The sequence below is a fragment of the Falsiroseomonas sp. genome, from assembly GCF_041690465.1.
Taxonomy (GTDB): Bacteria; Pseudomonadota; Alphaproteobacteria; order Acetobacterales; family Acetobacteraceae; genus Falsiroseomonas.
In genome coordinates this window covers 50,284-68,367 of record NZ_JAWLHG010000007.1, presented here as the reverse complement: position 1 = coordinate 68,367, position 18,084 = coordinate 50,284, and the positions used below count along the sequence as shown (strand labels likewise).

Annotated in this window: 19 protein-coding genes; 10 read left to right on the top strand and 9 right to left on the bottom strand. The window is 71.0% G+C overall.

The window, feature by feature from the left end:
• Positions 1-33 precede the first annotated feature (33 nt).
• From queA to ACESM1_RS09725, 6 genes are read left to right on the top strand one after another with little or no spacing between them, the layout of a single operon-like run.
• A complete protein-coding gene (gene queA, locus ACESM1_RS09750) occupies positions 34-1,143 on the top strand; it encodes a tRNA preQ1(34) S-adenosylmethionine ribosyltransferase-isomerase QueA (protein ID WP_372619607.1) in 1,110 nt (369 codons plus the stop codon).
• Positions 1,140-2,270: a tRNA guanosine(34) transglycosylase Tgt gene (gene tgt, locus ACESM1_RS09745; protein WP_372619605.1), complete on the top strand. Its 1,131-nt coding sequence runs from the start codon at positions 1,140-1,142 to the stop codon at positions 2,268-2,270. Before queA ends, tgt begins: the two co-directional genes overlap by 4 nt.
• Positions 2,267-2,734, top strand: coding sequence for a preQ(1) synthase (gene queF, locus ACESM1_RS09740; RefSeq protein ID WP_372619603.1), 468 nt, complete (start codon positions 2,267-2,269; stop codon positions 2,732-2,734). The genes tgt and queF overlap by 4 nt, the downstream gene beginning before the upstream one ends.
• Complete coding sequence (queG, locus tag ACESM1_RS09735) at positions 2,706-3,749, top strand: tRNA epoxyqueuosine(34) reductase QueG (RefSeq protein ID WP_372619601.1); 1,044 nt, start codon at positions 2,706-2,708, stop codon at positions 3,747-3,749. The genes queF and queG overlap by 29 nt, the downstream gene beginning before the upstream one ends.
• Positions 3,746-4,444, top strand: a complete 699-nt coding sequence (gene queC / locus ACESM1_RS09730) for a 7-cyano-7-deazaguanine synthase QueC (protein ID WP_372619599.1) — start codon at positions 3,746-3,748, stop codon at positions 4,442-4,444. Before queG ends, queC begins: the two co-directional genes overlap by 4 nt.
• Positions 4,441-4,989, top strand: coding sequence for a VUT family protein (locus ACESM1_RS09725; RefSeq protein WP_372619597.1), 549 nt, complete (start codon positions 4,441-4,443; stop codon positions 4,987-4,989). Before queC ends, ACESM1_RS09725 begins: the two co-directional genes overlap by 4 nt.
• A gap of 52 nt (positions 4,990-5,041) precedes the next feature.
• On the opposite strand, the gene ACESM1_RS09720 is transcribed toward ACESM1_RS09725, so the two are convergent.
• From ACESM1_RS09720 to ACESM1_RS09710, 3 genes are all read right to left on the bottom strand, one after another.
• Entirely contained in the window at positions 5,042-6,010 is a 969-nt protein-coding gene (locus tag ACESM1_RS09720; RefSeq protein WP_372619596.1) for a Bug family tripartite tricarboxylate transporter substrate binding protein, read from the bottom strand.
• Positions 6,011-6,077: 67 nt separating this feature from the next.
• Positions 6,078-6,659, bottom strand: coding sequence for an NAD(P)H-dependent oxidoreductase (locus ACESM1_RS09715; RefSeq protein WP_372619594.1), 582 nt, complete (start codon positions 6,657-6,659; stop codon positions 6,078-6,080).
• Positions 6,659-7,096: a cupin domain-containing protein gene (locus ACESM1_RS09710; protein ID WP_372619592.1), complete on the bottom strand. Its 438-nt coding sequence runs from the start codon at positions 7,094-7,096 to the stop codon at positions 6,659-6,661. The genes ACESM1_RS09715 and ACESM1_RS09710 overlap by 1 nt, the downstream gene beginning before the upstream one ends.
• A gap of 67 nt (positions 7,097-7,163) precedes the next feature.
• Between ACESM1_RS09710 and ACESM1_RS09705 the strand changes: the two genes are divergently transcribed.
• Entirely contained in the window at positions 7,164-7,733 is a 570-nt protein-coding gene (locus ACESM1_RS09705) for an NAD(P)H-dependent oxidoreductase (RefSeq protein ID WP_372619591.1), read from the top strand.
• Position 7,734: 1 nt separating this feature from the next.
• Here the strand turns inward: ACESM1_RS09705 and ACESM1_RS09700 are convergent, their stop codons facing one another.
• From ACESM1_RS09700 to ACESM1_RS09685, 4 genes are read right to left on the bottom strand one after another with little or no spacing between them, the layout of a single operon-like run.
• Positions 7,735-9,090, bottom strand: coding sequence for a cytosine deaminase (locus ACESM1_RS09700; protein ID WP_372619589.1), 1,356 nt, complete (start codon positions 9,088-9,090; stop codon positions 7,735-7,737).
• Positions 9,087-9,947: an ABC transporter permease gene (locus ACESM1_RS09695; RefSeq protein ID WP_372619587.1), complete on the bottom strand. Its 861-nt coding sequence runs from the start codon at positions 9,945-9,947 to the stop codon at positions 9,087-9,089. Before ACESM1_RS09695 ends, ACESM1_RS09700 begins: the two co-directional genes overlap by 4 nt.
• 13 nt (positions 9,948-9,960) lie before the next feature.
• Positions 9,961-10,755 (bottom strand): ABC transporter ATP-binding protein, encoded by a 795-nt coding sequence (locus ACESM1_RS09690; RefSeq protein WP_372619586.1) that lies wholly within the window; start codon positions 10,753-10,755, stop codon positions 9,961-9,963.
• Positions 10,756-10,789: 34 nt separating this feature from the next.
• A complete protein-coding gene (locus ACESM1_RS09685) occupies positions 10,790-11,821 on the bottom strand; it encodes an ABC transporter substrate-binding protein (protein WP_372619584.1) in 1,032 nt (343 codons plus the stop codon).
• A 253-nt stretch (positions 11,822-12,074) separates the two neighbouring features.
• On the opposite strand from ACESM1_RS09685, the gene ACESM1_RS09680 reads away from it, so the two are divergent.
• Genes ACESM1_RS09680 through ACESM1_RS09670 form a run of 3 tightly spaced genes read left to right on the top strand, consistent with a single transcriptional unit; the run spans position 12,075 to position 15,901 of the window.
• On the top strand, positions 12,075-13,157 hold the full coding sequence (locus ACESM1_RS09680) for an ABC transporter ATP-binding protein (RefSeq protein ID WP_372619583.1): 1,083 nt from the start codon (positions 12,075-12,077) through the stop codon (positions 13,155-13,157).
• Entirely contained in the window at positions 13,154-14,191 is a 1,038-nt protein-coding gene (locus tag ACESM1_RS09675) for an extracellular solute-binding protein (RefSeq protein ID WP_372619581.1), read from the top strand. Before ACESM1_RS09680 ends, ACESM1_RS09675 begins: the two co-directional genes overlap by 4 nt.
• An 18-nt stretch (positions 14,192-14,209) precedes the next feature.
• A complete protein-coding gene (locus ACESM1_RS09670) occupies positions 14,210-15,901 on the top strand; it encodes an ABC transporter permease (protein ID WP_372619580.1) in 1,692 nt (563 codons plus the stop codon).
• A gap of 62 nt (positions 15,902-15,963) precedes the next feature.
• Here ACESM1_RS09670 and ACESM1_RS09665 read toward each other — a convergent pair whose 3' ends face one another.
• Positions 15,964-17,091, bottom strand: coding sequence for a hypothetical protein (locus ACESM1_RS09665; RefSeq protein WP_372619579.1), 1,128 nt, complete (start codon positions 17,089-17,091; stop codon positions 15,964-15,966).
• Positions 17,088-18,053, bottom strand: a complete 966-nt coding sequence (locus ACESM1_RS09660) for a tripartite tricarboxylate transporter substrate binding protein (RefSeq protein WP_372619578.1) — start codon at positions 18,051-18,053, stop codon at positions 17,088-17,090. Before ACESM1_RS09660 ends, ACESM1_RS09665 begins: the two co-directional genes overlap by 4 nt.
• Positions 18,054-18,084 lie beyond the last annotated feature (31 nt).

Here is an 18,084-nt window from a genome sequence, read left to right as displayed (position 1 = left end):
CAAGCCCCGGCCGGCGCGCCACATGCCGCGGCCATGCCGGAGGCCCCTCCCCCCATCCCCGCATCCATCGGCCCACCGGGCGCCGCACCGCTCCGGACGGAGGATTTCGACTATGCGCTGCCGGAGCGGCTGATCGCGCAGGCTCCCGCGCGGCCACGTGATGCCGCGCGGCTGCTGGTGGTGCGGCAGGCGGGGCTGGCGGATCACGGTGTGCTGGACCTGCCAGACCTGCTCGATCCCGGCGATGTGCTGGTGGTGAACGACACCAGGGTGATCCCGGCACGGCTGCATGCGCGCCGGGGCGAGGCGCGGGTCGAGATCATGCTGAACCGCGCCGAGGGAGGCGGGCTCTGGCATGCACTGGTGCGCAATGCGCGCCGGCTGCGGCCGGGCGATACCATCGCCATCGAGGGCGCCGAGGGCTGCACGGCGCGCGTGGTGGAACTGGACGGCGGCGCGGCGCTGCTCGATTTCGGGCCCGACCAGGCCCCGCTCGCCGCCGCGCTCGACCGGGTCGGCGAGATCCCGCTGCCTCCCTACATCCATCGCGAGGGCGGCCCGGAGCCCGAGGATGCGGCGGACTACCAGACCATCTTCGCGCGGCGCCCCGGCGCGGTTGCGGCGCCCACGGCGAGCCTGCACTTCACCGACCGGCTGCTTGCCGCGCTGGAGGCACGCGGGGTGCGGCGCGCGACGGTCACGCTGCATGTCGGCGCCGGCACCTTCCTCCCCGTCCGCGAGGGTGATCCGCGCCGCCACCGGATCCACCAGGAGTGGGGCGAGCTGGACGAAGCCGCCGCCGCCGCCATCAACACCGCCCGTGCGACGGGGCGGCGCGTCGTCGCGGTGGGCACCACGGCGCTGCGCGTGACCGAGACGGCGGCGCGCGCCGACGGCACCGTCACGCCCTTCCGCGGCCTGACCGACCTCTACATCCTGCCCGGCCATCGCTTCCGCGCGGTGGATGCGCTGCTGACCAACTTCCACCTGCCGAAGAGCACGCTGCTGATGCTGGTCTCGGCCTTCGCCGGCACGCGGCGGATGCGCGCAGCCTATGCCCACGCCATCGCGCAGGATTATCACTTCTTCTCCTATGGCGATGGCAGCCTGCTGTTCCGCTGCGCCGACGACCTGCCGGCATGACGCTGCACTGGACGCCGAGCGCCACCGACGGCGCCGCCCGCGCCGGCACGCTGCACACCGCGCATGGCGAGGTGCCGACGCCGGTCTTCATGCCAGTCGGCACCGCCGGCACGGTGAAGGCGATGACGGCCGATGCCGTGCGCTCCACCGGCGCACGCATGGTGCTCGGCAACACCTACCACCTGATGCTGCGTCCGGGCGCGGAGCGGGTGGCGCGGCTCGGCGGGCTCCATCGCCTGATGGACTGGCACGGGCCGATCCTGACGGATTCCGGCGGCTTCCAGGTCATGTCGCTGACCGGCCTGCGCAAGATGGATGCCGATGGCGTCACATTCCGCAGCCATGTGGACGGCAGCTACCACCGCCTGACGCCGGAGCGCAGCGTCGAGATCCAGCATCTGCTCGGCGCCGACGTCACCATGTGCTTCGACGAGTGCACGCCCTTCCCCGCCACGCATGAGCAGGCCGCGCTCAGCATGCGGCTTTCCATGCGCTGGGCCGCGCGCTCGCGGCAGGCCTTCACCGCCCGCGAAGGCCACGGCCTGTTCGGCATCGTGCAGGGCAGCGTCTTCGACGACCTGCGCGCCGAGAGCGTTTCCGCGCTGGCCGCCATCGGGTTCGAGGGCTACGCCATCGGTGGGCTCGCCGTCGGCGAGGGCCAGGGTGAGATGCTGCGCGTGCTGGATTTCACTGTGCCGCTGCTGCCGCAGGTCGCTCCGCGCTACCTCATGGGTGTCGGCACGCCGTCGGACCTGATCGGCGCGGTGCGGCGCGGCGTGGACATGTTCGACTGCGTGATCCCGACACGCTCGGGCCGCACCGGCCGCGCCTATACCAGCCGCGGCGTGCTGAACCTGCGCAACGCCCGCCACGCGGAGGATCCTTCCCCGCTCGATCCCGATTGCGACTGCCCGGCCTGCACGCGCCATTCGCGTGCCTATATCCACCACCTGACCAAGGCGGAGGAGATGCTCGGCCCGATGCTGCTGACCTGGCACAACATCCGCTACTACCAGTCGCTTATGGCCCGCCTGCGCGCCGCCATCCTCGCCGGCCGCTTCGAGCAGGAAGCCGCCGCGATCGAGGCCGGTTGGGCCGAAGGCGAGGCCGAAAGGAAGGCTGCATGACGATCAAGACGGATGTCAGCGGCCTCACCATGCTGGGGCAGCATGTGCGCCAGCCACAATCGCCCGAGGAAGCGGTGCTGGAGCGCGTGCCGAACCCGCATCCCGGCACGCGGTATTGCGTGCGCTTCGCCGCGCCCGAGTTCACCTCGCTCTGCCCGCTCACCGGCCAGCCCGATTTCGCCCATCTGGTCATCGACTACATCCCCGGCGACTGGCTGGTGGAGAGCAAGTCGCTCAAGCTGTTCCTCACCAGCTTCCGCAACCACGGCGCCTTCCACGAGGCCTGCACCATCGGCATCGCCAAGCGCCTGATGGAGTTGCTGTCGCCCGAATGGCTGCGGATCGGCGGCTACTGGTATCCCCGCGGCGGCATCCCGATCGACGTCTTCTACCAGACCGGCATGCCGCCGGAGGGCGTGTGGATTCCCCCCCAGGATGTCGCCCCCTATCGCGGCCGCGGCTGAGATCCGCGCGGAGGCGCTGCGCCTCGGCTTCGACGCTGTCGGCTTCGCCCGCGCGCACCTGGCCGATGAGGCACGCGAGCGCCTCGCCCGCTTTCTGGCCGAGGGCATGCACGGCTCCATGGCCTGGATGGAGGCCCGCGCGGAGCAACGCGCGCATCCGCGCGCGCTATGGCCGGAGGCGGTGAGCGTGGTCTCGCTCGGCCTGTCCTACGCGCCGCAGGACGACCCGTTGGCGACGCTCGCGCAGCGCGACCGCGCGACGATCAGCGTCTATGCCCGCAACCGCGACTACCACGACCTGGTGAAGGGACGCCTGAAGCAGCTTGGCCAATGGATGGCGCATCGCTTCAAGGGCAGCAGGCTCAAGGTCTTCGTGGACACCGCGCCGGTGATGGAGAAGCCACTGGCGCAGCAGGCCGGGCTCGGCTGGCAGGGCAAGCACACCAACCTCGTCTCGCGCGCGCACGGCTCCTGGCTCTTCCTGGGCGAGGTCTTCACCACCCTCGACCTGGAACCGGATGCGGCCGAGCACGACCATTGCGGCAGCTGCGACCGCTGCCTGGCTGTCTGCCCGACCGACGCCTTCCCCGCGCCCTACCGCCTGGATGCCCGGCGCTGCATCTCCTACCTGACGATCGAGCATCACGGCCCGATCCCGCACGAGCTGCGGCCGCAGATGGGCAACCGCATCTATGGCTGCGACGACTGCCTCGCCGTCTGTCCCTGGAACAAGTTCGCCCGGACACACAGCGAGCCTGCCTTCGCGCCGCGCGAGGCGCTCACCGCGCCGAGGCTCGCGGAGCTCGCGGCGCTGGACGATGCCGGCTTCCGCGCATTGTTCAGCGGCTCCCCGATCAAGCGGATCGGCCGCAACCGCTTCGTCCGCAACGTGCTCGTCGCCATCGGCAATTCCGCCGACCCGTCGCTGCGCCCTGTCGCGCAGGGGCTGTGCGAGGATGCCGATCCCGTGGTGGCCGAATGCGCGCGCTGGGCCACCGATAGGCTGCCCGCGTGAACGAAACCCGCGCGCTGGTGCTCTTCTCCGGCGGCCAGGATTCCGCGACCTGCCTCGCCTGGGCGCTGGACCGCTTCGATCGTGTCGAGACCATCGGCTTCGACTACGGGCAGCGCCATCGCGTGGAACTCGACATCCGCGGCGATTTCCGCACCTGGCTCGCCGCCACGCCCTGGGCCGCACGGCTCGGCGCGGACCACCTGCTGAAGCTCGATGCGCTCGGCGCGATCAGCGAGACCTCCCTCACCCGCGACGTCGCGATCGAGATGGACGCCGGCGGCCTGCCCAACACCTTCGTCCCCGGCCGCAACCTGATCTTCCTCACCTTCGCCGCCGCCCTCGCCTTCCGCCGCGGCTTGCGCCACATCGTCACCGGCGTCTGCGAGACCGACTATTCCGGCTATCCCGATTGCCGCGACGACACCATCAAGGCGCTGCAGGTGGCGCTGAACCTTGGGATGGAGGCGCGCTTCGTGCTGCACACGCCGCTGATGTGGCGCGACAAGGGCGCGACCTGGCAACTGGCCGAACGGCTTGGCGGCGCCGCGCTGGTCGAGGCGATCCGGCTGCACACCCATTCCTGCTATCTCGGCGACCGCACGCCGCGCGATTGGGGTGCCGGCTGCGGCACCTGCCCGGCCTGCGAACTTCGCGCCCGCGGCTGGCAAGCCTACACCGCGGCGCCGCGCGGATGAGCAGCGCCCGGCGCGAGGGCTTCCTGTTCCTCCTCGGCTTCGCCCTCTGCATCCCGGCCGCCAACTGGATGATCGGCCACGTCGGCACGGTTTGCGCGCCGGGCAGCCCCTGCCTGATCCCGGTGGCGCCAGGCGTCATGGCGCCCTCCGGCGTGGTGACGATCGGTGCGGCGCTGGTGCTGCGGGACCTGGTGCAGCGCCGGCTTGGGGTGCGCTGGGCCTTCGGCGCCGTGCTGTCCGGCGCGGCGCTCTCCACGCTGGTCGCCCCACCCGCGCTGGTGGTCGCTTCGGGCGCGGCCTTCCTGTTCTCCGAGCTGGCCGACCTTGCGGTCTATACGCCGTTGCAACGGCGCGGCCTGGTGCTCGCGGTGCTGGCGAGCAGCCTGGTCGGGCTGGTGGTGGACAGCATCTTCTTCCTCTGGCTCGCCTTCGGCAGCCTCGATTTCCTTGCCGGGCAGGTCATCGGCAAGGCCTGGATGGTGCTGGCGGCGCTGCCGGTGGTGCACTGGATCCGCCGACGCGACGAACGCCTCGGCCGCATGTGAGCGCCGCGGCGGCGATGCGGCGCGCCCCCGCCGGCAGCGCGCCGCCGGCTGCTCAGTCCGGCTGGATGCCGTTCGCCCGCACCAGGTCTCCCCAGGTCTGCACCTGTTGCGCGAAGAAGGTCTTGAACTCCTCCGGCGAGGACAGAACGAGGCGCGCCTGCTGCGTGTCGGTCATGATCGTCCGTGAGCGCTCCTCGCTCAGCGTCTCGCGCAACGCGGTGTTCATGCGCGCCACCTGCGCGGCCGGCGTACCGGCGGGTGCGAAGACGCCCCACCAGGCCTCCGCCTCCAGTCCCGGAAAGCCGATCTCGCCGATGGTCGGCGTCTCGGCCAGCCGCGAAAGGCGCTGCGGGCCGAACTGCAGCAGCGGCCGCAGCGTGCCGCCGGAAATGTGCGGCAGCAGCAGCGCGGAACTGCCGATCATCATGTCCACCACGCCAGCGACGGCATCGTTGACCGCAAGGCCGCCACTGCGATAGGGCACATGCGTCATCCGCAGGCCGGCGCGATCGGCGAAGCGGATCATGGTGAGGTGGCCGATGGTGCCGTTGCCGGTGGAGCCGTAGTTCAGCACGTCGGGCCGTGCCTTCGCCGCGGCGATCACCTCGGCCATCGAGCGGTACGGCTTGTCCGCCTTGGTCGCGAGCGAATAGGGCGACCCGCCGATCAGCATGACGGGATCGAGGTCCTTCATCACGTCGAAGGGCGCGCTCTTCAGCAGGGCGGGAATGGTCGCGTGGCTGTCGAAGGTGAGCAGCCAGGTCAGTCCATCGGGCCGCGCCTTCGCCACCGCGTCGGCGCCGATCGACCCGGCCGCGCCGGAGCGGTTCTCCACCACGACCGTTGCGCCCAGCCGTTGCGAGAGGCCCGGCGTCACCAGCCGAGCCACCGCGTCGGTCGAGCCACCGGGCGCGAAGGGCACCACGATCCGAATGGTATTGCCCTGCGCAGCGGCAAGCCGCGGTGCGGCAAGGCTGACGGCGAGCACGCCAAGCGCGGCGCGGCGGGCGATAAGGGTCATGCGTTCGTTCCTCCCAGCAGAGGGCCGCAGTCTCCCCGGATCGCGCGCGGCCGGCAAGACCGCGGGGTCAGAAGCGTGCCATCCGCCCGCGCACCCTGGCCAGGAATGCCGCGCGGCGCGCCGCGTCGGCGCGGTTCATGTCGTAGAGAGCGTGATACTCCACGCGCGCAGCGCCACCGGTTATCACGCGGAAATACCGCGTCACTGCCTTGCGCGGCGGGTCGCCCATGAACAGCGCCGTCCAGCGCGGCCGGCCATAGGTGCTGATGCCGGCCACCTTGCGGATGTGCTGCAGGTTCGGCCGCGCCACGCCATCCTCGATCACGAAGGAGACGCCCGGCAGCAGCACGCGGTCCATCCAGCCCTTGAGGATCGCCGGCAGGCCGAAGCACCAGGTTGGGAAGGACAGCACCAGCGCCTCCGCACGCTCGAGCCGTTCGACATGCGCCTCCACCGGCGCGCGGTTCGCGGGAACGTCATGGTAGCCGCGCCGCTCTTCCGCGCTCAGCACCGGATTGAAGCCCTCGGCGTAGAGGTCGCAGAGATCCACCTCGTGCCCGGCCTCGCGCAGCCCCTCCCGCGCGGCGTCGCGGATCGCGGCGTGGAAGCTCTCCGGCAACGGATGGGCATAGAGGTAGAGCACGCGCATCAGCCGCGGCCGCGCCCGGTCAGCACGGCAATGTCCTCCGGCGGAAGCTGCACCGGCGTGCCGTTGCGGATGAGTTCGGCAAAGCCCTCGTTCGGCGTCATCAGCGTCAGGCAGTAGAGCTTCGCGGGCCCGTCATTCACCACCACATGCTCGACGCCCGGGCGCAGCACGAAGCAATCGCCCGGTGCGATGGGCATCTCCCGCCCGTCCGCATGGGCCGTGCCGGTGCCAGCCAGGACGAAGAAGCATTCCTCCGCCGCCTGGTGCGTGTTGGGGGGCGTGCGGCCGCCGGGTTCGAAGATCTCCACCACCAGGGTGAAGCTGACGCCGTCCGCCAACGGATCGAACAGGCAGGCGAAGTAGTTGCTGTCGCCGGGCGAGATGCGGAAGCCGCGCAACTCGCCCGCACGCCTGGCGATCACCGGGGCGGTCATCATCGGATCCACTCCTTCCTCGTTGCGGAGACGGCATGCGCGTTGCTAATTCCGCGCCATGCATGTGCTGATGATCTACGCCCACCCGCGGGAGGACAGCTTGGCCGCCGCGCTGCGGGATGCCGCGAAGGCCGCGCTGGAATCGGCCGGCCACAGCGTGGAGCTGCGCGACCTCTACGCCGAGGGCTTCAATCCCGTGCTGAGCGCGGAGGAGCGCGCGCGCTACCACGACGTGCCGGCGAACATGGCCGGCGTCGAGGAGCACGTCGCCGCGCTGCGCCGCGCGGAGGCGCTGCTGCTGGTTCACCCGACCTGGTGGTACGGCATGCCGGCGATCCTGAAGGGCTGGTTCGACCGCGTGTGGTCGCCGGGGGTCGCCTTCCATCTCGGCGCGGGCGCCATCGAGCCGGCGCTGACGAACGTCCGGAAGATCGGCGTGATCACCACCTATGGCTCGCCGGCTTGGCTGCTGTGGTATATCGGGCGCATCGACCGCAAGCTGATCGGCCGTGGCATCCGCCGGCTCTGCGCCCGCGACTGCAAGGTGGAGTGGCTGACGCTGACGCGCATGGACCAGCGCACGCGGGCGGAATGCGAGGCCTTCGTCAGCCGTGTCCGTGCGCGGCTGGCGCGCTGGTGAGCTAGTCGCCGACACCCACCACCGCATCCAGTTCCCGCCAATGCGGCGCCGTCGCCTCCAGCGGGCGGCCATCCCGCAGCACGATGCGGTCCGACTGCGGGCGGGCGAGCAACTCCGTCATGAAGCGCGCCGAGAACAGCAGCAGGTCCGCCGGCTGCCCGGCCGCGATCAGGCCGCGCCCCTTCATCCCCATCGCCTCCGCCGGGTCCGCGGAGGCAGCGCGGTACCAGTCACCGAAGGGATGGTCGAGATGCATGATCCGCGTCGCCTCGCGGAACACCTCGACCATGTCGAGGTCACCATAGGCGTAGAATGGATCGCGGGTGTTGTCGGAGGCGACCGAGACGCGGATGCCGGCCGCCCGCATCTCATGCACCATCGTCACGCCGCGCCAGCGCGGCGTGCGACCGGGCACGCGGTCCTGCAGGTACATGTTGCACATCGGCAGCACGACGATGTCGATGCCGGCCTCGGCGACAGCGGCGATGGTCTCGTGCGCGAACTCCTCCGGCTGGATCGAGAGCGAGCAGCAATGGCCGCACTGGATGCGGCCCTTGAAGTTGCGCCGCAGCGCCGTCAACGCGATCTCGCGCAGCGCCCGCGCGCCGCTCTCGCCGCTCTCGTCCACATGCAGGTCGAGGTCGAGGCCGCGCGCCTCCGCCAGCGAGAAGAAGTGGTCCAGCTCCTCCCGGAAGCCGGCGGGCAGGTCCTCGTGGAGTTCGCCGGAATGGCGCGTGACCATGCCGAGCACGCCGCCCGCCCCGGCCACCATGTCGGCGATCGCCTCGCCATCCGGCCCGGCGAAGCGGTCGAGCGGGCAAATCGAAGCCATCTGCAGTGCGACCCTGCCCGCCCACCGTTCACGCAGCCGCGTCATCACCTGCCAACTGCCGCGGGCGACGGGCAGGTAGGTGTCGACATGCGTGCGGATCGCGACGGTGCCGTGCGCATGGGCGCAGCGGATCGCGAAGTCGGCGCGTGCTTCCACATCCGCTTCCGACCAGGCGGCGGCGCGGTCGTTCATCACCGCGTTGATGGCGCCGCCGAAGGTGCCATCCGGGTTGCGCGTGCGAGGCCAGATATGACCCTTGTCGAGATGCGTATGCGCATCGAGCGGCGCCGGCCAGACCTGACCGCCCTGCATGTCCACGCCGTCCGTGGCGCTGCCCGCCGGCGAAGCTGCATCCCGCGCGCCTGCCGGCGCGACACCGGCGACGCACCCATCCTCGATCCGCAGGTCGAGCCGCACCAGGCCCTCCGCATCCCGCTCCGCCGCGAAGCCGGGCACGAGCACGCCGGGCGCGCGGGCGTTGCGAAGCCAGAAGCGGCTGCCGGCGCGCTGCAGCGCATCCCTCATCGGCGTTCCTTCATCGCGCTCTCATGCCAGTGGCGCAGTGCGAGGTGGGAGACGAGCGTCATCGCCAGGAAGATCGCGATCCCGGTCAGCGAGACCAGCACAAGCGCGGCGAACATTCGCGGGATCTGCAGATTGTAGCCCGCCTCCAGGATGCGGTAGGCGAGGCCCGAGGCGCGCCCGCCGGTGCCCGCGACGAACTCCGCGACGATCGCGCCGATCAGCGCCAGCCCGCCGGAGATGCGCAGCCCGCCGAGGAAATAGGGCATCGCCGTCGGCAGCCGCAGCCGCCGTAGTACCTGCCAGCGGCTGGCGCGATAGAGCCGGAACAGGTCCTGCAGGTTGTGGTCGGCGCTGTTCAGACCGAGCGTGGTGTTGGACAGGATCGGGAAGAAGGCAACGATCCAGGCGCAGATCAGCAGCGCGATGCGGATGTCGTCCACCCAGATGATGATCAGCGGCGCAATGGCGACGACCGGCGTCACCTGCAGGATCACCGCATAGGGGAACAGCGACAGCTCGACCACCCGCGACTGCGCGAACAGCACCGAGAGTGCGAGCCCGAGCGCGGCGGCCACGAACAGCGCCGCGAAGGTGATCTGCAGCGTGATCCAGAGCGAGACGGACAGCGTATGCCAGTCGCGCACCAGGGTGCGACCGATCTCCAGCGGCCCGGGCAGGATGTAGCTCGGAACCTCCCGCACGCGCACGGCCCATTCCCAGGCACCGAGCGCGATCACGCCGATGGCCAGCGGCATCAGGATGCGGAGCCAGCCTTCCGCCGTCAGGCCGAGGATGGTTCGCTCCCGCGCTTCCAGCGGCGCGTCGGCGACCTCGTTGCGGGAGACGGAAACGCTCATTCGCCCATGGCCCCTACTCGCCCATCGCCCTGTGCAGCGCCTCGGACACCTGGCGGCAATGCGCGGCGTATTCGGCGGAGGTGCGGAACACCTCGCCGCGCGGATAGGCTGCGTTGACCTCGATATCCTCGACCACCCGGCCTGGCCGCGCGGCCATCACCACGATCCGGCGCGAGAGATAGACGCTCTCGAACACCGAATGGGTGACGAAGATCGCGGTGAAGCGCTCGTCCTGCCAGAGCGTCAGCAGATCGTTGTTCAGCCGGTGGCGGGTGATCTCGTCGAGCGCCGCGAAGGGCTCGTCCATCAGCAGCAGCCGCGGTTTCGTCACCAGCGCCCGCGCGATGGAGACGCGCATCTTCATCCCCCCCGACAGCGCGCGCGGGTAGGACTTCTCGAAGCCGGCCAGCCCGACCGAGGCCAGCGCCGCCGCGGCGCGGTCCGCCGCCTCGCCGCGGCTCATCCCGGCCAGGCGAAGTGGCAGCATCACGTTCTTCAGTGCGTTCGACCAGGGCATCAGCGTCGGCTCCTGGAAGACGAAGCCGACATCGCCCGTGGCGCGCAGCGCGGAAGCGGCGCCGCGGGTATCGCCGGCCATCTCGATCCGGCCTGTGGTCGGCGCGATCAGCCCGGCGACCATGCGCAGCACGGTGGACTTGCCACAGCCGGACGGGCCGAGCAGGGAGACGAAATCCCCCTGCCCGATCGCCATCTCCACGCCCTGCACCGCAAGCGTGCCGTTGGCGTAGCGCTTCCCCACGCCCTGCAGCGTGACGACGGAAGGACCCGCCGCCACCACGCCCGTCATCCCGCCATCCATCGCGCCCGCCGCCACGCCGGAGTCAGGAAAGCCCGACGCGCTTGTTGACGAAATCCAGCAGGTAGGCCCGGCGGAAATCCATCCCGGCGGGATACAGCCCGGCATCGCGCATCGTCTCGTAGAAGGATTGCCAGCGCGCATCCGTCATCGCGCCGACGCCGAGCGTCAGCGCATCGCCGGATTTCACGATGCCCTGCTCGTTCATCACCCGGATCGCATAGGCGATCTTGGCGTCCGTCATCTCGGGATTGTCGCGCTTGATCTGTGCATTCGCCGCCTCGATCCCCTGGCCGGTCATGTACTGCGTCCAGGATTCCATGGTGGCGTTGACGAAGCGCTGCACCACGTCGCGCTTCTCGGTCACCATGCGGCGGGAGATGTCGATCGTGGTGTTGTAGTTGTTGTAGCCGGCATCGGCGATCAGGAAGACCTTGGGCTTCGCGCCGGCCTCCAGTGCGGCGTAGGGCTCGGAGGAGAGGAAGCCCTGCTGGATGGCGTTACGGTCGGCCATGAAGGGGCCGATGTTGAAGGTGTAGGGGCGGATCTGCTCGTCGGCGAAGCCGAAGCGCCGCCGCAGGAAGGGCCAGAAGGTGACGCGGCCGGAGGCGCCGATCAGGATCGGCTTGCCCTTCATGTCCTCGAAGGAATTGATGCCGTTGCCTTCATGCGTCATCAGGATCTGTGGATCCTTCTGCATGATCGCGCCGATGGTCACGAATGGCAGGTTCTCGCGCACGTAGTTCAGCGCCTGGAAGCCGTTGGACATGATCATGTCCACGCGGCCGGCAAGCAGCAGCTGGGCGGGGTTCTGCTGCGGCCCGCCCATGCGGACCTCGACGTCCAGCCCGTGCCGTTCGTAGATCTTCGCCGCAACGCCGTGATAATATCCGCCATGTTCGGCCTGGGCGCGCCAGTTGGTCTGGAAGGAGACCTTGTCGAGGCTCTGTGCCAGGGGCACGCGGGCGCCTGGCACCGCCGCGAGCACGAAGGCAGCGCCGCCGGTCAGCAGCGCGCGGCGTTCGATCCTGTAGCGGGTGCGATGCGTGGTACCCATGAAGCTGGTTCCTCCGTCACGTCTCTGGGGTCGGCGCCGCCCGGCCGGCAACGCGGTGCCATCCGGCATCACAGCGTCGCGGAGCAAGGCGCATGCCAGGAATCCACCCGCTGGCCGACGCCATAACCCGACCGGGGAGTGCTGCGAAAGCGGGCAGTCGCGAGAATCTTGGGCAGTCGCCGGCACGCGGACGCGCATCAGTTGCGAAACACGCGGTAGCCGGATGGCCTCGTGTTTGCTCTAAAGTCCCGCCGTGAACGACGCCCAGCACCTCCGCCTCGACCGCCTCGTCAAGCTCTACGGCGCCCAGGCGGCGGTGGATGGCGTCTCGCTCGAGGTCGCGCGCGGCGAGTGCATCGCCCTCCTCGGTCCCTCGGGCTGCGGCAAGACCACCACGCTCCGGCTGGTGGCGGGCTTCATCGCCCCCGATTCGGGCCGCATCCTGATCGGCGGCCGGGCGGTGGAGCGCGACCCGCCGCACCGCCGCCAGATCGGCATGGTGTTCCAGAACTACGCGCTGTTCCCGCACCTGACCGCCGCCGGCAACGTCGCCTTCGGGCTCGAGATGCGCAACCTGCCGCGCGCCGAGCGCGAGGCGCGGGTCGCCGAGGCGCTCTCGATGGTCGGCCTCGGCGCGCTGGCGGATCGCTATCCCGCCCGGATGTCGGGCGGCCAGCAGCAGCGCGTGGCGCTGGCGCGGGCACTGGTGATCCGGCCGGAACTGCTGCTGCTGGACGAACCGCTCTCCAACCTCGACGCCGGGCTTCGAGTGGAAATGCGCGAGGAGATCGCCCGGCTGCGCGCACGGAGCGGGATCACCACGCTTTTCGTCACCCACGACCAGGAGGAGGCGCTGGCGCTCGCCGACCGCGTCGCGGTGATGGACCGCGGTCGCATCGTCGAATGCGCCGCGCCGGCGGAGCTCACGGAGCGGCCGCGCCACCTCTTCACCGCCCGCTTCCTCGGCGCGCGCAGCGTGCTGGAAGGCCGCGCGGAGGCCGGGCTGTTCCGCATCGAGGGCGCACCGGCGGTGCGCCTGCCGCCGGGCGCGCCGACGCGCCCGACGCATCTCGTGCTGCGCGCCGCGCGGCTGATGCTGCTGGCCGAAAGCGCGGCGCCCGACCTGCCATTGGTCGCTCCGGCGCAGGTCGAGGCGGTGACGCGCCTGGACGACGCGGTCCACTACGAGGTCGTGCTCGGCCCGCACCGGCTGCGCGTGCGCCGCCCGACTTCCGAACTCGCCTTCGCCCCCGGCAGCGCCGTGACACTCGCGGCGCCCGTCGAGGCGATGAGCTGGATCGAGGACTTCGCACCCTCCCGAGGAGAAGCCGCATGAGCCTGAACATCAAGCGCCGCGCCCTGCTTGCCGCGCTCGCCACCCCGGCGATCTGGGGCAAGGACGCGGTTGCGCAGATCCGCCGCGGCGACGAGCTGACCGTCGGCGTCTGGGGTGGCGCGCAGGAGCGCCTGGTGCGCCAGTACTGCGCCACGCCGCTGGAACAGCAGCACGGGGTGAAGATCAACTTCGTGCTCGGCGGCACCATCGAGCGCCGCGCCCGCGCCTATGCCGAGCGCGGCCGGCCTTCCTTCGACGTGCTCTACCTCAACATCTTCGAAAGCCGCCAGGCGCAGCGCGACGGCGTGACCCAGGCGCCGAGCGCGAACGTGCCGAACTACGCCAACCTCTACCCGATCGCCCGCCTCGGCGGCTACGGCGTGGCCTTCAACCCGGTGACGATCGTCTATGACCGCCGCGCAGTGGCGGCGCCGATGACCTCGTGGAAGGATTTCTGGCGCGACGACCTGAAGGGGAAGATCATCTGGCCGACCTTCCCCGGTGCGCAGGGCACCGCGGCGCTGCTGATGTCGGCCAAGGTCTGGGGCGGCAGCGAGCGCAACATCGACCCTGCCTTCCAGAACATCGCCCGCCTCAGGCCCTTCGCCGCCATCCAGGCCAGCCAGGACCAGCTCTACGGCATGTTCGACAACCAGGTCGGCGCGGCGAGCATCGAGTTCGGCAGCTTCACCCGCAAATACGCCGAGACGCGCAACCCCGACATCGTCGTCGCCGATCCCACCGAGGGCCAGGCCGTGGCGGTGAACGTCGCCTGCATCACCACCGGCACCCGCAACCAGGCGCTGGCCGAGGCCTGGGTCAACCTGCACCTCTCGCCGGACTGCCAGCGCGCCTATGCCGAGCAGATCTACTACAGCCCGACCATCCGCAACCTGGAGCTGCCGGCCGACCTCGCAGCCAAGCTGGTCATGGGCGAGGCCGCGGTGGAGAAGCTGGTGGATTTCGACTGGGACCTGGTGATCTCCAACCAGGCGCGCTGGTCCTCGCGCTTCACGCGCGAGATCGCGGGCTAGCCGATCGTCATGGGCAGGGTGGGTTCCGGGCTCCTTGCCCTGCCCTATGGCGTCTGGCTGCTGGCCGCCTTCGCCGCGCCGCTCGGCGCGGTGATGCTGCTCTCCGTGCAGGAGAGCAGCGAAATGTTCGCGCCGCTCTCGCTGCTCCCCTCCGGCGCACAATATGCCGAGTTGGTCGGCGACCCGTTCTACCGGCGCGTCTTCCTCAACACGCTGCTGCTCGGCGCCGGCGTCGCGGCGGCCTCGGCGATCCTCGGCTATCCCTTGGCGCTGTGGCTGACGCGGCTTTCGCCACGATGGAAGCCGATCGGCTTCGCTATCGTGCTGGTGCCGCTGCTGACGAACGTCGTCGTCCGCTCGCTCGGCATCATCCTGCTGCTGGCGCCGCGCGGCGTCATCGCCTCGCTGGTCGAGGGCATCGGCCTGCCGCGGCCGGAGCTGCTGTTCGGCTGGTTCGCGGTTGGGCTGGCACTGACCCAGGTCTTCCTGCCCTTCATGGTGCTGGCGCTTTACGACGTGCTGGAGGGCCAGGAGAAGCGGCTGGAGGAAGCCGCGACCGGGCTCGGCGCCGGGCCAGCCGCGCGCTTCTGGCGCGTGACGCTGCCGCTCTCTTTGCCGGGTCTGCGGGCCGGGCTGATCATCACCTTCCTGCTGGCCTCCGAATCCTACGTCTCCGCCGCGCTGGTCGGCGGGCGGAAGGTGTGGGTCAGCGGCATGATCGTGCTGAAGGAAGGGCTCGAGATCATGAACTACCCGCTGGCAGCCGCGCTGGCGATCCTGATGCTGGCCGCCGGCGTGATGGCGACGCTGCTGATCAGCCGCGTGGTGACGCTGCTGACCCCCTGGGTCGCCGGCCGCGCGCCGCGCGTCACCTTCTCGCTGCCGCCGATGCTGCGCCGCATCCTCTTCGCGGTGGCGGAGGCTGTGGCGCCGATCGTCTCCCGCGTGCTGCTGGTGACGGCCATCCTGCTGCTGGTCTTCCCGCTGCTGCTGGTGGCGGTGGCCAGCGTGAACGACAGCCCGCAGGCGACGGTGGCGCAGTTCCTCGGCTTCACCTGGCGCTGGTACGCGATGGTGCTGGACAATCCGCGCTACCTCGACGACGCCTTCACCAGCCTGCAACTAGCGCTGGCCTGCGTCGCCGTCTCGCTCGCCATCGCGCTGCCGGCCGCCTTCGCGCTGGTGCGCGGCGGCTTCGCCGGCCGGGAGACGCTGGGCGCGCTCTACATGCTGCCGCTGGCGCTGCCGGGCATCGCGATCGGGCTCGGCATGCTGCGGCTGCTGCAATGGTTCACCGCGCTGCCACCCTTCCTCGGCATCCTCGCGGTGCATGTCGTGCTGGTCGCACCCTTCATGCTGGCGCTGCTGCGCGCCTCGGTCGCGCAGCTCGACCGCAGCCTGGAGGAAGCCGCGGGCGGCCTCGGTGCGACGCCTGCGCGGATCTTCCGCCGCGTCATCCTGCCGCAGCTCGGCCCTGGGATCGCGGTGGCCTGCGTGATCGGCTTCCTGATCTCCTTCGGCGAGGTGACGGTGACCGCCTTCCTCACCACCGCGCGGCTGCAGACCCTGCCGGTGCGGATCTATGCCGAGGCGAGCTTCAGCCTGGAGAACACCGTCAATGCGATCAGCACCATCTTCATCCTGATGACGGTGGCGCTGCTCCTGCTGGTGAACCGCGTGATGCCGCTCGACCGCGTCTGGCGGCGTTAGTCTCCGCTGCCCTCAGGCGCCGGGCGCCGGCTTGGCTGCGCCGCACTTGCGGCGGGCCGCCTTTACCTCGCCTGCTCGCGCGCGAAGGCCGCCACCGCCTCCGCGATCGCCGTCGCCCGCGGCAGGTCCACGGTGTCCGGCCAGCGGTCCTCCGGCGCGTGGAACCAGGGGTTCTCCCCGATCAGCGAGAGATAGCGGCCGCCGCGCTGTTCGATCTCGTGCGCCTCGCCACCGGCCTTGCCGCCGGTCACCGCGTCGATCGGCCCGCGCCTGTGGCCGGCGGCGACCAGTGCCTCCTCCATGCGCTCCGCCAGCCCGTCCACATTGCTGCGCACCACCAGGCGCGGCGCCTCGGCACAGCCGAGATTGGCGCCGAGATGGATCACCAGCGCGCTGTCCCGCGCCAGCTCGGGTTCCGCGGCGAAGGCCTTGTGCGCGCCGATATGCCCGAGCTCGTGGCCACAGCTCGCCAGCGCTACCACCGCGCGCCGGCGCGGCGCCGCGGCCAGCGCGCGCAACGCGACCAGCCAGGCGAGGATGCCGCCACCGCGCTCGGCGGTGCTGGTCCACCAGGAGGTGCGCGGCGTCAGCAGCAGCAGCGGCGGCCCTTCGCCCGGCAGCTCGGCGCGCACATTGGCCGAGCGCGCAGCACCGCGACGCCCCTGCGCCACCAGCTTCGCCGGCGCGCCGCCGGCGGCAAGCCGTTGCAGCAGGGGCGCATCGCGCCCGGCCACCTGCAGCACCGGCGGCCCGACGGGATGCGCCAGGTCGTGCGCGTTCAGCGGCGCAAGGCTGTCCGGCTTCGTCCGCAGCGCGACGACGATGGCCGCATGCCGGCTCTCGCGCCGCGCCAGCGCGAAGGGGTTGTTGGGCAGGCTCGCCGCCTGCGGATGCATCTCGACGAAGCCGATCCGCGCGGCGGAACCGAGCGGCCCGAGCGTGCCCACCACGCCGCCCGCATCGGTGGTGCCGCCATCGAACAGCGGCAGGCCCTCGATGCGGTGATCGCCGGAGGAAAGCCAGGCCTCGCCCGGCACGAAGCGCTCGAAGCCCACCGGCACCAGCCGCGCGGAGGCGCCCGCCGCCTCGGCCTGGTCGCGCAGCCAAGTCGCGCTGGCGGCGTCACCCTCGCCACCGGCGCGGCGCTCGCCGAAGGCGTCGTAGGCGGCGAAGAACTCCGCGGCGTTCATTCCACCCGCGCCCCGGAAACCTGCACCAGCCGGCGCAGCCGGGCGACTTCCTCCGGCCAGTCGGCGGCATAGGCGGCGGGCGAGGCGGCGAGGGTGATGTCACCGCCCTCCCGCGTCAGCGCCTCGCGGAGCGCCGTGTCCTCGGTGACCAGCTTGTTCACCGCAGCATGCAGGCGCGCCACGACGGCGGGCGGCATGCCGGCCGGCCCGACGAGGGAGGCGCCGCTGACGATCACCGGCCCATCGGGCACCGTCTCCTTCAGGGTCGGCACCTCGGGCAGCGCGGAGATGCGCCGCGCGGCGGTTGAGAGCAGCACGCGCACCGTGCCGTGCCGCAGCCGCGGGATCACGATGTTGCTGATGGCGAAAGCGAAGTCCACTTCGCCGGTCTCGACCGCGAGGGTCGCCTGGTTGGCGCCGCGATAGGGCACATGCGTCCCCTCCAGCCCGAGCGCCTTCAGCATCGCCGCGGCCGCCATATGCGCCGGCGTGCCGACGCCGCCCGAGCCGTAGCGCAGCCCGCCCGCCGGCGCGCTGCGCGCGGCGGCGAACAGCGCCTGGTGGTCCTGCCACGGCGCGGCCGTGCGCACGGCAAGCAGAGCCGGGTTCTCGACGATGGTGGCGATCGGCGTGAAATCGCGCAGCACGTCGTAGCCGGGATCGCGCCCCATCACCGCATGGGTGATGGCGGTGCCGCCGCCCCAGAGCAGCGTCGCGCCATCCGGCGCCGCGCGCGCCACCATCTGCGCCGCGAGCAGCCCACCCGCACCGGCGCGGTTCTCCACCACGAGAGTCACGCCGAGCACGTCGGCGAGCTTCGCGGTGACGATGCGGGCGACAGTGTCCGAGGAGGCGCCTGCGGCGAAGGGCACGACGATGCGAATGGTGCGGGGCAGGTCCTGCGCGCGCGCGGGGCGCGCGAATGGCAGGGCGAGCCCCAGCAGCAGGTGCCGGCGGCGCATGGCGTTCCTCCTCTTCCGTCCTTTGGGCGAA